Consider the following 14306-nt stretch of genomic DNA (forward strand, 5'->3'; position numbering starts at 1 on the left):
GCTTCGGGAGACCCCCTATTTCGACCCCCACGTTTTCCATCTTTCCGGCCCGCTACACGGCCTTCGTCCTGTGCCTTGCCGGGCTCGCGGCCAGCCTCGTCGCGGTGGTGCTGCTGCCAGAGGCCTGGTTCGGCTGGCTCGCGCTCGTGGCGTGCGCCACGCTCAGCGGCACCGGTGTGCACGACCTGCGGCAGGAGCGCCACGCCATCCTGCGCAACTACCCGGTCATCGGCCACCTGCGCTTTCTGCTGGAGTTCATCCGGCCGGAGATGCGCCAGTACTTCATCGAGAGCGACAGCGAAGCCGCGCCCTTCTCGCGTTCGCAGCGCTCGCTGGTCTACCAGCGCGCCAAGGGCGAGCCCGACAACCGGCCCTTCGGCACGCAGCTGAACGTCACCATCGCCGGCTACGAGTGGATCAACCATTCGATGCAGCCGACGACGCTGGCCGACCACGACTTCCGCATCGTCATCGGCGGCACGCCCAACCCCGCGACGCCCTCGGGCTACACCTGCACGCAGCCCTACAGCGCCAGCGTGTTCAACATCTCGGCGATGAGCTTCGGCGCGCTGTCGGCCAACGCCGTGCTGGCGTTGAACCGCGGCGCGAAGCTGGGCGGCTTCGCGCACGACACCGGCGAAGGCTCCATCTCGCAGCACCACCGCGTGCACGGCGGCGATTTGATCTGGGAGATCGGCTCGGGCTACTTCGGCTGCCGCAACGACGACGGAAGCTTCAGCGAGGAGCGCTTCATCGTGAACGCCCGCGACCCGCAGGTGAAGATGGTCGAGATCAAGCTGAGCCAGGGCGCCAAGCCCGGCCACGGCGGCGTGCTGCCGGGGCCGAAGGTGACGGCCGAGATCTCGGCCGCGCGCGGCGTGCCGATCGGCGTGGACTGCATCTCGCCCTCGTCGCACAGTGCCTTCTCGACGCCGGTCGAGCTGATGCATTTCGTCGCCAGACTGCGCGAGCTGTCGGGCGGCAAGCCGACCGGCTTCAAGTTCTGCGTGGGCCACCCGTGGGAATGGTTCGCCATCGTCAAGGCGATGCTCGCCACCGGCATCACGCCGGACTTCATCGTGGTGGACGGGGCCGAGGGCGGCACCGGCGCGGCGCCGGTCGAGTTCATCGACCACGTCGGCGCGCCGCTGCAGGAAGGTCTGCTGCTGGTGCACAACACGCTGGTGGGCGTCGGGCTGCGCAGCCGCATCAAGATCGGCTGCGCCGGCAAGGTGATCACCGCCTTCGACCTGGCGCGGATGATGGCGCTGGGCGCCGACTGGTGCAACGCGGGCCGCGGCTTCATGATGGCGCTGGGCTGCATCCAGGCGCAGAGCTGCCACACCGGCCACTGCCCGACCGGCGTGACCACGCAGGACCCGGTGCGCCAGCAGGCGCTGGTGGTGCCCGACAAGGCCGACCGGGTGCGCAACTTTCACCGCAGCACGCTGCATGCGCTGCAGGAACTGGTGCAGGCCGCGGGGCTCGACCATCCGCAGCAGATCACCGCGCACCACATCGTGCGGCGCATCTCCGACACCGAGGTGCGCCTGCTGAGCAACCTGGTGATGCAGGTGCAGCCCGGCGCCCTGCTCGGCCCGCTCGACCAGCAGCACACCGTGTTCCGCATGTACTGGCCGCTCGCGAGCGCGCACAGCTTCCAGCCGATGCCGCAGGACATGCCCGAGCCGGTCGACCAGGCGCTGGCTGCATGAACCCTGTGCGACGAGGTGGTGGCCGCGTACAGATGCGCAAGGGCCTCGCATCGGCACCCGCGCCGCTCGAGGCGGGCGCGCCCGACGCGACGCCGGGCGACTACGCCGAATTCCTGCGCAGCACGCTGCCGCGGCAACCCCAGCCGGTCGCCAGCCACCGCCTGGGCGCCGAACGCGTCTGGCTCAAGAAGGCCGGGCCGCGCCACGGCAAATGGGGCTACCGGCTGCTGGGGCTGATCGCCCGCCTGCTGCGGCTCGATGTGCTCACGCCGGTGCCCAACCCGGGTGGCGAGGCGGCCATCGCCATCGAAGGCCGGCGCCTGCGCGAACTGGGGGCGGCCGGGCTGCGCGTGCCGGCGGTGCTGGCGCAACAGACCGATGGCCTGCTGATGTCCGACCTCGGCGAGAGTCGCGCGACCGTGCTGGTGCTGCGCGAACGCCTCGAGCAGGCCGCCGCCGTCGGCCCCGCCGCCCTGCTGGCCGCGTGGCGCGACGGCCTGGACGCGATCGCCACCGTGCATGCGCGCGACCTCTACCTGAGCCAGGCCTTCGACCGCAACCTGGTGCAGTGCCCGGACGGCGTGATCGGCTACATCGACTTCGAGGACGACCCCGGTGAAACACTGGGGCTGGCCGAGTGCCAGGTGCGCGACTGGCTCAGCTATCTGCACTCCACCGCGATGCTGGTGCGGGCCGCCTCGCCCCAGGCCGCAGGCGACCACTGGCATGCCGTACAGGCGGACGCCAGTGACGCAGTCCGCGAACGCATTGCCCACGCCGCCCTGCGCATGCGCTGGCTGCGGCATCTGCCCGAAGGGCGGCGCTGGGGCCGCGACACGCAGCGGGTGCGTGCGTCAGCGCGGCTGCTGGGGCGCTGGTACGCCCCCGGCCTCTGACGGACCCTGCCCGCCGGCTTCGATCGCGGTGCGCAGATCGCTCGGCAACTCGATCGAACGGTGGGTCTCGAGCGAGGTCGTGACCAGCACCTGTTCCACGCGCATGCGCAGCTCCTCGCTGCCGTCGGCCGCGCGGCCGGTGCAGCGCAGGTCGAGCGTCAGCGAACGTCCGCCCAGCCGTTGCACCGCCAGCACCAGCGAGACCCGGTCCCCCATCCGGCTGACCGCACGGAACTCGGCCTCCAGCCGCACGGTCGGCAGCCCGATGCGGCGCTCGACGATCAGCCGCCGATAGCCCACGCCGAGGCCCTCCTCCACCCAGTCCTCGACCAGGCCGTTGAACATCACGAAGTACTGCGGGTAGAACACGATGCCGGCCGGATCGCAATCGGAAAACCGGATCAGGCGCTCGCGCACGAAAGGTTCGGCACTCATGAGGCAACCTCCGCCCTGCGGGCTGCGGTGCTGAGCGCCTTCGGGCGGCCGGGCGGCGCTCATGGCGCGTCCTGCAGCAGGTGCACCCGCAGCGCACCGAGCTGCGCATGCAGCTGCTGCACCGTGGCGCCATCGAGCGCCGAGAACATCCCGAGGATCCACTGCTCGTGCTCCTTCGCCATGGATTCGAAGGCGCGCCGGCCCTGCGGCGTCAGGCTGACGATCCAGGAACGCCGATCGTCCGGGCTGCTCCGGCGCGTGACGGCGCCCTCGCGCTCGAGCTCGTCGGTGAGCGCGGTCACGTTGCCGCCGGTCACCATCAGGTAGCGCGACAGCGCCCGCATCGACAACCCTTCGCGGTAGCGGTGCAGTTGCGCCAGGTAGTCGAAGCGCGCCAGCGTGATGCCGAAGCGCTCGCGCAGCCGGGTGCGGATCTCGCGCTCGATCTGGGTGGTGGTGGCGAGCATGCGCAGCCAGAGCCTGAGCACCGCATGGTCGCCGCTGCCGGCACGCGCCTCGTGGCCGAGCTCGCTGGCGCGGCTGAGCAACGTATGCGAAGGGTCATTGGGCTTCATGGCAGGTCCCAGTCAGGCACAGGCACAGGCGCGCTCAGCGCTGGCGGTCCCAGGTGCTCGGCGTCACGCCGCGCTCGCGCAGGCGAAACTTCTGCACCTTGCCGTTCTCAGTGCGCGGCAGGTCGTCAACCAGGTCGATGTAGCGCGGGATCGCGAAGTACGGCAGGCGGCCGTCGCAGTAACCGGCCAGGTCGGCGGGTGTGGTCGCGGCATCCGGCCGCAGGATGACCGAAGCCATCACCTCGTCCTCCGCGAGCTCGGAGCGCACCGGGTACACCACCACCGTCGCCACCGCCGGATGGCCCTGCAGCACCTGCTCGACCTCGTAGGACGAGATGTTCTCGCCGCGGCGGCGGATCGCATCCTTCAACCGGTCGATGAAGCGGAAGGCGCCGTCGGGCTCGCGCACCACCCGGTCGCCGGTGTGGAACCACAGGTTGCGCCAGGCTTCCACCGTCTTGTCCGGCAGGTTGAAGTAGCCGGTCGCGAAGGCGAAGGGCTCGTCGGCGCGCAGCAGCAGTTCGCCGGCCTCGCCGTCGGGCAGCGGCGCGTCGAAGGCGTCCGCCACCCGTGCCTCGAAGCCCGGCTGCAGCCAGCCCATGACGCCCGCGCGTTCGCTGTCCGGTCGGGTCGCGATGACGAAATTGGTTTCGGTCGAACCGTAACCCTCGAGCAGCGTCACGCCGGTGCGCTCGCGGAAGGCGGCACCGGCCGAGGCCGGCACGCCGGGACCCAGCCCGGTGCGCACCCGGTGTGCCCGCTCGCCCTCGCCCGCGGGCTGCGCCAGCAGGATCGGCACCATCGCGCCGAGCAGGTAGACCACCGTGGCGCCGCAGGCCTGCATCGCCGGCCAGAAGCCCGAGGCCGAAAAGCGCGGCAGGAACACCACCTCGCCACCTGCAAGCGAGGCCTGGGCGAAGGTGTTGAGCGCGTTGATGTGAAAGAGCGGCAGCGTGGTGGCCAGCACGTCGTCGGGCCCCAGGCCCAGGATGCGCGCGGTGTTGGCACCCCAGCCGTGGTACTGGGCATGCGGGCAGACCACGCCCTTGGCCGGCCCGGTGGTGCCCGAGGTGTAGAGGATGGCGAGCGCATCGCCCGGCTGCACCACCGCTGGCGCCACCGCGTCGCCTGGCGCGGGATAGGGCTCGCAGCGCAGGCCCTGCGGCGCGGGCAGCGGTCCCTCGCCGCCCACCACCCAGACGCGCTCGAGCGCCGTGCCGGGCAGGTCGGCGGTCTGCAGCCGCTCGAGGAAAGGCGCTTCCATCACCAAGAGCCGCGCGCCGCTGTCGGCCAGGAAATAGGCGATCTGCGGGCCCATCGAGGCGGCGTTGATCGGCACCGACACCGCACCGATCCAGCCGCAGGCCAGGAAGACCTCGAGGAACTCGGCCCGGTTGCCGCACAGGATCGCCACCCGGTCGCCGCGCCCGAGACCGGCGGCCTGCAGCGCGGCGGCCCGCCGGGCCACGGCGTCCACCGCGCCAGCATGCGTCCAGCGCACGCCGCCAACGCTCAGCAGGGGCCGGGCACCCAGCGCCGCGGCCTGCCGCTGCAACAGGTGCGGCACGGTGCGCTCGGCCAGCGGCCAGGCCGCGTCCGCCGGAGGCGTGGGGGTCTCAGTCGTCATGGGTGCCACCGCCCAGGTAGGTCGCCTGCACCCGCGGGTCGCTCGCCAGCGACTGCGAGGCGCCGTGCAGCGCGATCTCGCCGGTCTCCAGCACGTAGCCTTCGTCGGAACTCTCCAGCGCCGCGCGCGCGTTCTGCTCCACCAGCAGGATCGACACGCCGTCGTCGCGCAGGCTGCGCACGATGGCCAGGATGTCTCGCACGATCAGCGGCGCGAGGCCGAGGCTGGGCTCGTCGAGCATCAGCAGCCGCGGCCCCGACATCAGTGCCCGCCCCACGGCCAGCATCTGCCGCTCGCCGCCCGAGAGCGTGTCGGCGCGTTGCGCCTTGCGTTCGGCCAGCCGCGGAAAGCGCTCGTAGACCGAGGCCAGCCGCTTCTTCAGCACCTCGCTCTTGAGCCGCCGCGAGTACGCACCCAGCTGCAGGTTGTCCAGCACGCTGAGCTCGCCGAACAGCTCCCGCTTCTCGGGCACCAGCACCAGGCCGCGTTCGACCCGCGACTCGACGTCCAGGCCGTGCAGGTCCTCGCCCTCGAAGCGCAGCACGCCCTTGGACGGGAGCAGGCCCATGGCCGCGGCCAGCAGCGTGGTCTTGCCGGCGCCGTTGGGCCCGATCACCGAGACGATCTGGCCCTTGTCGAGCGAGAGCGACACGCCCCGCACCGCATCCACCTGGCCGTACGAGACGTGCAGGTCGCCGATCTCCAGCATGGCCGCGCTCATACCACGCTCCCCAGGTAAGCGGCCTGCACGCGCTCGTCGGCGCGCACCGCCGCGGGCACGCCCTCCACCAGCTTGGAGCCGAAGTTCATCACCACCAGGCGGTCGACGAGTCTCATGACGAAGTCCATGTCGTGTTCGACGATGAGGATGGTCACGCCCTCCTCCCGAAGCTTGCGCAGCAGCTCGCCCAGCGCCATCTTTTCCTTGCGACGCAGACCGGCCGCCGGCTCGTCGAGCACCAGCAGCACCGGGTCGGCCGCCAGCGCACGCGCGATCTCCAGGATGCGCTGGGTGCCCAGTGGCAGGCTGCCGGCCAGCTCGTGCGAGCGGTCGCCCAGGCCGATACGTGTCAGCTGGCGCTGCGCTTCCTGCAGCACCTGCCGTTCCTCGGCGCGGTCGAGCCGCAGCCCGGCCTTGAGTACACCCGCACCGGTACGGGCATAGGCACCGAGCGCCACGTTGTCCAGCAGCGTCATCTGCGGGCGCAGCTTCACGTGCTGGAAGGTGCGCGCCAGGCCGAGCCGCGCGACCTCGCGCTGCGGCAGGCCGGCGATGTCGCGGTCGAGGAAGCGCACCTTGCCGGCCGTCATCGGCGCGGTGCAGGTCAGCAGGTTGAACATGGTCGACTTGCCGGCACCGTTGGGACCGATCAGGCCGATGATCTCGCCGGCGTTCACCTCGAAGCTCACGTCGTTCACCGCCACCAGGCCGCCGAAGCGCTTGACCGCGCCCTCGACCGACAGGATGCGGGTGCCGCGCACCGGCAGCGCGCGCTGCGGCAGCGGCGCCACCGGTTCGGCGGGGGCCGTGGACGGCGGCGCCTGGAAGCGGCCCTTGGTGATGCGCCGCACGAAGCCCATCAGCCCGCTGCGCGCGAAGTGCAGCAGCAGGATGAACAGGGTCGCGAAGGCGATAGCCTCCAGCTGCCCGGCGCGCTGCGTGAACATCGGCAGCACGTCCTGCAGCCCGTTCTTCAGCACCAGCACCAGCGCTGCACCGACAAGGGCGCCCGTGAGCTGCCCGAGCCCGCCGGCCACCGCCATCAGCAGGTACTCGATGCTCGCGCGCACGTCGAAAGGCGCCGGGCTCACGAAGCGGTTCATGTGCGCGTAGAGCCAGCCCGCGATGCCCGCCAGCAGCGCCGCGGTGACGAAGAGCGTGAGCCGCACGCGGTAGGCGTCGGCCCCGACGCTCGCCAGCAGCGTGGCGCCACCGCGCAGGCCTCGGATCGCACGGCCCGGCCGCGACTGCAGCAGGTTCTGGCTGAACAGGAAGGCCAGTCCGACGATGCTCCAAATCAGGTAGTAGATCGAGCGCGGGTCCGACAGCACCCAGGTGCCGACACGCAGCGCCGGGATGTTCGACAACCCGGTGTGGCGGCCCAGCGCATCGACATTGCCGAAAAGCATCGCGATCGACAGCCCCCAGGCGATGGTCGACAGCGGCAGGAAGTGACCGCCCAGGCGCAGCGTGAGCATGCCGATGGCCAGCGCCGAAAGCCCCGTGAGCAGCAGCGCGAACAACAGTCCGATCCAGGGCGAGAGCCCTTGCGTCGTGGTGAGCCAGGCGGTCGCGTAGGCCGCGATGCCGACGAAGGCAGCCTGCCCGAAGGACGTGGCGCCGCCGACGCCGGTCAGCAGCACCAGGCCGAGTGCGACCAGCGCGCCGATGCCGATGTCGTTCATCAACGAGACGGTGAAGTTGCCGGCCACGAACGGTGCCAGGGCGAAGGCCAGCACCAGCAGGCCGAGCCAGAGGCGACGAGAGAAACGACTGGAAGAACGGGCGCTCATTGGTCCACCTCGTCTTCTTCCTCTTCCGAATGCACGCTCAGGAAGGAGCGCAGCATCAGCACCGGGATCAACAGGCTGAAGACGATCACGTCCTTCAGGGCACCACTCCAGAACGACGCGAAGCTCTCGACCAGGCCCACCGCGATCGCGCCGATGGCGGTGATCGGGTAGCTCACCAGGCCGCCGATGATGGCCGCCACGAAGGCCTTCAGGCCGATGATGAAGCCCGAGTCGTAGTACATGGTGGTCACCGGCGCGATCAGCACGCCGATCAGCCCGGCCAGCAGCGACGCGCAGCCGTAGGCCAGGATGGCGGTGCGCGCCGGCCGGATGCCGACCAGCCGCGCGCCCACCCGGTTCACGGCCGTGGCCCGCAGCGCCTTGCCGGCCACGGTGCGCTCGAACACCAGGAAGAACAGGCCGCTCAGCACCACGGCGGAGCCGACCATCAGGATCACCTGGGCGCTGACGGTGAAGCCGTCGCCCAGGGTCAGCACGCCCGACGCCAGCGGCTGGGTGCGCGAGCCTTCCGGCCCGAAGAACAGCAGGCCCAGGCCCGAGAGCAGGAAGTGCAGCGCCAGCGAGACGATCAGCAGCACCAGCACCGAGGCATCGGCGATCGGCTGGAACACGATGCGCGCCAGCAGCGGCGCGATCGGCACCACCAGCAGCACCGACGCGGCGATCTGCACCGCCGCCGGCATGCCACTGCGGGCGGCCAGCCAGGCCAGCAAACAGGGAACGGCCGGTAGCAGGCCCCAGAGCGCGATGGCCTTCGGGATGCGCGCGGCTTCGTGGCGGCGCACCAGCGCGACCACCTCGACCCCCACCGCGATGACGGCGAGCGTGAGCACCAGGCCGATGGTCGGTGGCGTGCGGCCGGTCTCGAAGGCGGCGAGCGTCAGCGCGGCGAAGGCGGCGACGTCGCCGAAGGGCACGAAGACGACCCGCGTGACCGAGAAGATCAGCACCAGGCCGAGCCCGGCGAGCAGGTACACCGCGCCGTTGGCCAGGCCGTCGATGCCGAGGATGAGTGCGACGTCCCAGGTCATCGTGCGCTGCTCCTGGCGTGGGGCTGTACAAGGAGATGGACAGGCGAGATCAAGGGGCGAGCTTCCACTGGCCGTTGTCGAGCTTGACGATCACGCGGGCGCGTTCGTCCACGCCGTAGAGGTTGCCGGGCTTGAAGCTGTAGACGCCGTGCACGCCCACCACTTCCTTCGTGCTGAAGATGGCGTCGCGCAGCGCCACGCGGAACTCCGGCGTGCCGGGCTCGGCCTTGGCCATGGCGCGGGAGGCGGCGTCGGCGAAGACCAGCCAGCCGTCGAAGGAATAGGCCGAGAAGGCATCGGTCGTCGGCGCGTTGTTGGCCTTCTGGAACGCCGCCCGGAAATCGAGCCCGATCTTCTTGCTCGGATGGTCCGCCGGCAGCTGCTCGGCCACGATGATGGGGCCGGTGGGCATCAGTGCCCCCTGCCCTGCGGTGCCGACGACGCGCACGAAGTCGGGGTTGATCAGGCCGTGCTGGCCATACACGCCGCCCTTGAAGCCGCGCTCCTGCAGCGCGAGGAAGGGCAGCGCGCCCGGGGTGCCGGCGCCGCCGGTCATCACCGCCTCGGGCTTGAGCGCGAGCAGCTTGAGCACCTGGCCGGTGACCGACGCATCGGCACGCGCATACCGCTCATTGCCCAGCACCGTGAGGCCGGCAGCCGGCGCCGCCTTCATCAGCGCGTTGTAGACCAGGTCGCCCCAGGCGTCGGAAAAGCCGATGTAGCCCACGCTCTTCACACCGTTGCGCTTCATGCGCTCGACCACCGCATCGATCATGAGCTGGGTGGGTTGCGCCACCGTCATGACCCAGGGGTTCTCGGCGGGGTCGAGCAGCAGCGGGGTGAGCCCGATCAGCGGCGTCTTCGACTCGCGCCCGACCTGCGCCATGGCGATCGCCGAGGGCACGCCCGAGGTGCCCATGAGCACATCGACCTTCTCCTCGTCCACCAGCTTGCGCGCATTGCGCCCGGCGGCGGTCGGGTCGGAACCGTCGTCGAGCACCACCAGCTGGATCTTGCGGCCGTTGACCTCGCCCTTGTACGCCAGCGCCGCCTGCATGCCCTTGGCATAGGGCACGCCGATCGACGAGTTGGGGCCGGAGAGCGAAACGCTCAGGCCCACCTTCAGGTCGGCCGCCTGCGCGGCCGGCAGGAGGACGGCGAAGGTGGCCAGGGCGGCGGCTGCGGTGGCGCAGCGTGTCAGGGTCCGGATCAAGCGCTTCATGGCGGGGGCCTCGTGGGTGGATGAATGGATGGAAGGAACTAGATGAACAACTGGATCGCCGGCAGCGGCCGCTCCGGCTGCAGCAGGTCGACGCGCTTCTGCTGCAGGCGCAGCACGCCGGCCTCGCGCACGAGCGTGTGGCGGTAGCGCCCGGTCAGCAGCAACTCGCGCTCGCCGCGCGCCTCGACGTAGATGAAGGGGGTGCGCAGCACCGCGAGTCCGGCGTCGAGATCGATGGATTCCACTCGCGGTCGCTGCAGCACATGCTGCCCCTGGCTCGGCGGATGCTGCGAATGGGCGCGCGGATTCTTCAGCCGCTCGATGCGCAGCTGCAGCAGCAGCCGGTCTTCGTAGGCGATCGAGTTGTGGGTGTGGGGGTCGGCCTGGCGTGCGCCCAGGAGCGGCACCCAGTAGTGGCCGTCGGCGGCGAAGAGGCCCAGCCAGTCGTCGTAGCGGCCGTCGTCGAGCAGCGCGGCCTCGTCCTCGACGAAGCGCGACAGCACGTCTTCCGTGAACAGGCCGTCCGTCACGCCGCCGCCTCCATGCCCTGCGTCATGAAGTGCGCCCAGGCGCGGAACTGGTTGCGCATCAGGATCTCGTTGGTGCCGTTGACGGTCTGCACCGGCGTGTCGGCCTCGCCCGCGCGGTGGTCGCGGTGCAGGCTGATCCACTCGTTGCCGTCGGCGCGCAGGCCCTGCTGCATGCTCTCGAACAGCGCGACGTCGTCGTGCGCGACGATCGACATCGGCGAGAACACCAGCCGGTTGTAGGTGAGCGAACGCTCGAACAGCAGGTCGGGCGCACCGGCCGGCCGGAAGGCCCAGGCTTCCACCAGCGTGCGGTCGGCCGCGAGCGGGCGGATCACGCGGATGGCCTGCGGCGAGCCCTTGGCCGCGAGGCTCGGGAACAGCACCGCGTTCTGTGGCGAGCGCTGCAGGATGTCGGCGGCCCGATCCGCGCCGTGCGCCGCGGTCATCGCCGCTTCGTAGGCGGGCACCTGGGCGTAGCTGGAATGGATGCTGAAGTTCACGCCCAGCACGCTGTGCCCGTTGGCGAACACCCGGCCGCCCATCCGATCGAAGAAGTCGTAGCCCGCGCCGAAGGGCAGGATCTGTTCCATCGCCATCGGCTTGGGGTCGTCCGGCCCGTGGTCCTTCCACAGCTGGCTGGCCGCCTGCGTGGCCGACTCGTGGGTCGACATCGGATGCACCGTGTCGTTGATGTTCTCCAGGTACATCTTCCAGTTGCAGTGGATGATGTTGCGCATCGCGCCGCCGGCGACCACGAGACGCCCCTCGGGCGAACGGTCGACCAGGTTGTCGATCGCCTGCAGCACGTCGCCGAAGTAGGCCTCGAACGACGGCCCGACCTCGCTCAGGCGCACGAAGACGAAGTCGCGGTACACCGCCACGTTCGCCAGCGCCACCATCCCGCGGCCCGACTCGCACTGCTTGAGCTGCGTGCCCTCGTAGCCCGCCTTCAGCGGCAGGGCCAGCGGTGCGCCGTCGAGCCGGTAGGTCCAGGCGTGGTACGGGCAGCGGAAGAACTTGCCGGTGTTGCCGCACGGGTCGCTCACCAGCTGGGTGCCCTTGTGGGCGCAGCGGTTGTAGAGCACCTTCAGCCCGCCGTCGGGCTGGCGCACCATCACCAGCGGACGGCCGGCGATGTCCTGCGTCAGGTAGTCGCCCGCGTTCGGCACCTGGCTCGCGTGGCCCAGGTAGTTCCAGGTCGCGGCGAAGAACTGCTCGCGCTCCAGCGCGAACAGCTCCTCGCTCAGGTACAGGTCGCGGTGGACGCGGTCGTCCTGCACCAGCGCGCGGACGGCGTCGGGTCGGCCTCGGTAGCGGTCGGACATGGCAATTCAGACGGCGATGGACACGGCGGCGTGGCTGCTGCGCCTCAAGGCACCAGCTTCCACTGGCCCTTCTCCATCTTCACGATCACCACCGCGCGCTGGTCGGAGCCGTAGCGGTTGTCGGGGCTGAAGTTGTAGACGCCGTGCGTCCCCACCAGCTCCTTCGTCGTGACGATCGCGTCGCGCAGCGCGGTGCGGAACGCCGGCGTGCCGGGCTCGCCCTTGGTGCGCGCGGCCGCATCGGCCAGCAGCAGGTAGGCGTCGTAGGTGTAGGAAGAAAAGGCGTCGTTGGGCACGCTGCCGTGCGTCTTCTGGTAGGCCGCGCGGAAGGCGAGCGACACCTTCTTGATCGGGTTGCTGTCGGGCAGCTGGTCGGCCACCAGCACCGGGCCGCTGGGCACCTGCAGGCCTTCGATGGCGCTACCGCCCACGCGCACGAAGTCGGCATTGATCAGGCCGTGCGTGCCGTAGAGCTGGCCCTTGTAGCCACGTTCGGCCAGGCCGATGTAGGGCAAGGCACCGGGCGTTCCGGAGTTGCCGGCGAACACCGCATCGGGCCGCTGCGCCACGATCTTCAGCACCTGGCCGGCAACCGACGAATCGCTGCGCGCATAGCGCTCGTTGGTGACCACCCTGATGCCCGCGGCCTCGGCGCTCTTCAGCAGCGAGTCGTAGGCCAGGTCGCCCAGCGCGTCGGAGAAGCCGATGAAGGCGACCGACTTCACATTGGACTTCTTCATGCGCTCGACCACCGCCGACACCATCAGCGGGAAGGGCTGCGACACAGTCACCGTCCAGACGCCTTCCGGCCCCGGGATGGTGACCGGCGTCGGCGAGATGAGCGGCACGTTGAGTTCGCGCGCCACCGCGGCGATGGCCATTGCGCCGGGTACGCCGGAGGTGCCGATCAGCACGTCGACCTTGTCGTCGACCACCAGCTTGCGCGCGTTGCGTCCGGCGGTGGTCGGGTCGGAAGCATCGTCTAGCACGATCAGCTCGACCTTGCGCCCGCCGATGGACGGATGCTCGGCGATGGCCGCGCGGATGCCCTTCTCGTAAGGGATGCCGAGGGCCGCGACCGGCCCCGACAGCGAGCTGATGAAGCCGACCTTGAGATCGGCAGCGAAGGCCTGCGAGACGGACAGCGCCAGCGCCGCGGCGGCCAGGAGGGATGTGGGCTTGTTCATGGTTCGATCGGTAGGGAGATGAATGGATTCGCTCAGGGCACCAGCTTCCACTGGCCCTTTTCCAGCTTGACGATCACGCGCGAGCGTTCGTCCGAGCCGTAGCGGTCGGTGGGCTTGAAGTTGTAGACGCTGTGGGTGCCGACCAGCTCCTTGGTGCTGACGATGGCGTCGCGCAGCGCCGTGCGGTAGGCCGGCGTGCCCGGCTCGCCCTTGGCGCGCGAGGCGGCGTCCAGGAACAGCAGCCAGGCGTCGAAGGAGTAGGCCGAGAAGGCATCGGTGGGCGCGGCGCCGTTGGCCTTCTGGTAGGCCGCGCGGAAGTCCATCGACACCTTGCGGATCGGGTTCGACTCGGGCAGCTGCTCGGCGACGATCACCGGACCCGTGGGTGCGAGCAGGCCTTCGACCGCAGTGCCGCCGACCCGCACGAAATCGGGGTTGATCAGCGCATGCATGCCGTAGATCTGGCCCTTGTAGCCGCGCTCGGCCAGCGCGATGTAGGGCAGCGCGCCAGGGGTGCCCGAGGTGCCGGTGATGACCGCATCGGGCTTGAGCGCCACGATCTTCAGCACCTGGCCGGTGACCGAGGCATCGGCACGGGCATAGCGCTCGTTGCTCACCACCTTGATGCCGGCGGGCTCGACGCTCTTCTGCAACGCGTCGTAGACCAGGTCGCCCCAGGCGTCGGAAAAGCCGATGTAGCCGACCGTCTTCACGCCCGATTTCTTCATGCGCTCGACCACCGCACTGACCATCAGCGGCGCCGGCTGCGGAAGCGTCACCATCCAGGCACCCTCCTCGCCCGGCAGGTTGGCATTGGCGATGGAGATCAGCGGTGTCTTGGTCTCGCGGGCCACGGCGGCGATGGCCAGGGCTCCGGGCGAGCCCGCGGTGCCGATGATCACGTCGACCTTCTCCTCGTCGATCAGCTTGCGGGCATTGCGCGCCGCGGTCGACGGATCGGAGGCGTCGTCGAGCTGCACCAGCTGCACCTTGCGCCCGTCGACCTCCGAGCGGTAGGCCAGCGCCGCCTTCATCCCTTTCTCGTAGGGGATGCCCAGCGAGGACACCGGGCCGGACAGCGACGTGATGAAGCCGACCTTGAGATCGGCGGCAAGTGCACTGACCGCCGCGAGGGAAGCGAGCGCGCCGAAAGCCAGCGCGATGCCGGTGCGCAGGGGGTGGCGGGACGAGACGTTCATGGCGATCCTTCCGTGGATGGTGAGAGAGA

At 70.2% G+C, this 14306-nt stretch carries 13 protein-coding genes; 2 read left to right on the plus strand and 11 right to left on the minus strand.

Going from position 1 to position 14306, the window contains the following annotated elements:
* Window positions 1-17 precede the first annotated feature (17 nt).
* Both ACSFA2_RS24130 and ACSFA2_RS24135 read left to right on the plus strand, forming a co-directional pair.
* A complete protein-coding gene (locus ACSFA2_RS24130; protein WP_435457903.1) occupies window positions 18-1715 on the plus strand; it encodes an FMN-binding glutamate synthase family protein in 1698 nt (565 codons plus the stop codon).
* Window positions 1712-2611 (plus strand): BUD32 family EKC/KEOPS complex subunit, encoded by a 900-nt coding sequence (locus ACSFA2_RS24135; RefSeq protein ID WP_435457862.1) that lies wholly within the window; start codon window positions 1712-1714, stop codon window positions 2609-2611. Before ACSFA2_RS24130 ends, ACSFA2_RS24135 begins: the two co-directional genes overlap by 4 nt.
* Here the strand turns inward: ACSFA2_RS24135 and ACSFA2_RS24140 are convergent.
* The 11 genes from ACSFA2_RS24140 to ACSFA2_RS24190 are packed head-to-tail and all read right to left on the minus strand — an operon-like array spanning window position 2570 to window position 14277.
* Entirely contained in the window at window positions 2570-3046 is a 477-nt protein-coding gene (locus ACSFA2_RS24140) for an acyl-CoA thioesterase (RefSeq protein ID WP_435457863.1), read from the minus strand. The two genes, ACSFA2_RS24135 and ACSFA2_RS24140, sit on opposite strands and share 42 nt — an antisense overlap.
* 59 nt (window positions 3047-3105) lie before the next feature.
* Entirely contained in the window at window positions 3106-3621 is a 516-nt protein-coding gene (locus ACSFA2_RS24145) for a MarR family winged helix-turn-helix transcriptional regulator (protein ID WP_435457864.1), read from the minus strand.
* Window positions 3622-3655: 34 nt separating this feature from the next.
* A complete protein-coding gene (locus ACSFA2_RS24150; protein ID WP_435457865.1) occupies window positions 3656-5248 on the minus strand; it encodes an ATP-dependent acyl-CoA ligase in 1593 nt (530 codons plus the stop codon).
* The gene (locus ACSFA2_RS24155) at window positions 5238-5969 is read right to left on the minus strand and encodes an ABC transporter ATP-binding protein (RefSeq protein WP_435457866.1); all 732 of its coding nucleotides are present in this window, start codon (window positions 5967-5969) and stop codon (window positions 5238-5240) included. The genes ACSFA2_RS24150 and ACSFA2_RS24155 overlap by 11 nt, the downstream gene beginning before the upstream one ends.
* On the minus strand, window positions 5966-7762 hold the full coding sequence (locus tag ACSFA2_RS24160; protein WP_435457867.1) for a branched-chain amino acid ABC transporter ATP-binding protein/permease: 1797 nt from the start codon (window positions 7760-7762) through the stop codon (window positions 5966-5968). Before ACSFA2_RS24160 ends, ACSFA2_RS24155 begins: the two co-directional genes overlap by 4 nt.
* A complete protein-coding gene (locus ACSFA2_RS24165) occupies window positions 7759-8814 on the minus strand; it encodes a branched-chain amino acid ABC transporter permease (RefSeq protein ID WP_435457868.1) in 1056 nt (351 codons plus the stop codon). The genes ACSFA2_RS24160 and ACSFA2_RS24165 overlap by 4 nt, the downstream gene beginning before the upstream one ends.
* A gap of 49 nt (window positions 8815-8863) precedes the next feature.
* Window positions 8864-10036: an ABC transporter substrate-binding protein gene (locus ACSFA2_RS24170; RefSeq protein WP_435457869.1), complete on the minus strand. Its 1173-nt coding sequence runs from the start codon at window positions 10034-10036 to the stop codon at window positions 8864-8866.
* Between the two features lie 38 nt (window positions 10037-10074).
* Complete coding sequence (locus tag ACSFA2_RS24175; protein ID WP_435457870.1) at window positions 10075-10566, minus strand: aromatic-ring-hydroxylating dioxygenase subunit beta; 492 nt, start codon at window positions 10564-10566, stop codon at window positions 10075-10077.
* A complete protein-coding gene (locus tag ACSFA2_RS24180) occupies window positions 10563-11891 on the minus strand; it encodes an aromatic ring-hydroxylating dioxygenase subunit alpha (RefSeq protein WP_435457871.1) in 1329 nt (442 codons plus the stop codon). The genes ACSFA2_RS24175 and ACSFA2_RS24180 overlap by 4 nt, the downstream gene beginning before the upstream one ends.
* A gap of 44 nt (window positions 11892-11935) precedes the next feature.
* Complete coding sequence (locus tag ACSFA2_RS24185) at window positions 11936-13078, minus strand: ABC transporter substrate-binding protein (RefSeq protein ID WP_435457872.1); 1143 nt, start codon at window positions 13076-13078, stop codon at window positions 11936-11938.
* A 32-nt stretch (window positions 13079-13110) separates the two neighbouring features.
* Entirely contained in the window at window positions 13111-14277 is a 1167-nt protein-coding gene (locus ACSFA2_RS24190; RefSeq protein WP_435457873.1) for an ABC transporter substrate-binding protein, read from the minus strand.
* Window positions 14278-14306 lie beyond the last annotated feature (29 nt).

Source organism: Variovorax cryoconiti, assembly GCF_051216395.1.
Taxonomy (GTDB): domain Bacteria; phylum Pseudomonadota; class Gammaproteobacteria; order Burkholderiales; family Burkholderiaceae_C; genus Variovorax.

Bases quoted from the DNA above. Each gene is read 5' to 3' on its own strand.
- ACSFA2_RS24135 (WP_435457862.1), top strand. From the start codon at position 1,712: ATGAACCCTGTGCGACGAGGTGGTGGCCGCGTACAGATGCGCAAGGGC.
- ACSFA2_RS24140 (WP_435457863.1), bottom strand. From the start codon at position 3,046: ATGAGTGCCGAACCTTTCGTGCGCGAGCGCCTGATCCGGTTTTCCGAT.
- ACSFA2_RS24145 (WP_435457864.1), bottom strand. From the start codon at position 3,621: ATGAAGCCCAATGACCCTTCGCATACGTTGCTCAGCCGCGCCAGCGAG.
- ACSFA2_RS24150 (WP_435457865.1), bottom strand. From the start codon at position 5,248: ATGACGACTGAGACCCCCACGCCTCCGGCGGACGCGGCCTGGCCGCTG.
- ACSFA2_RS24155 (WP_435457866.1), bottom strand. From the start codon at position 5,969: ATGAGCGCGGCCATGCTGGAGATCGGCGACCTGCACGTCTCGTACGGC.
- ACSFA2_RS24160 (WP_435457867.1), bottom strand. From the start codon at position 7,762: ATGAGCGCCCGTTCTTCCAGTCGTTTCTCTCGTCGCCTCTGGCTCGGC.
- ACSFA2_RS24165 (WP_435457868.1), bottom strand. From the start codon at position 8,814: ATGACCTGGGACGTCGCACTCATCCTCGGCATCGACGGCCTGGCCAAC.
- ACSFA2_RS24170 (WP_435457869.1), bottom strand. From the start codon at position 10,036: ATGAAGCGCTTGATCCGGACCCTGACACGCTGCGCCACCGCAGCCGCC.
- ACSFA2_RS24180 (WP_435457871.1), bottom strand. From the start codon at position 11,891: ATGTCCGACCGCTACCGAGGCCGACCCGACGCCGTCCGCGCGCTGGTG.
- ACSFA2_RS24185 (WP_435457872.1), bottom strand. From the start codon at position 13,078: ATGAACAAGCCCACATCCCTCCTGGCCGCCGCGGCGCTGGCGCTGTCC.
- ACSFA2_RS24190 (WP_435457873.1), bottom strand. From the start codon at position 14,277: ATGAACGTCTCGTCCCGCCACCCCCTGCGCACCGGCATCGCGCTGGCT.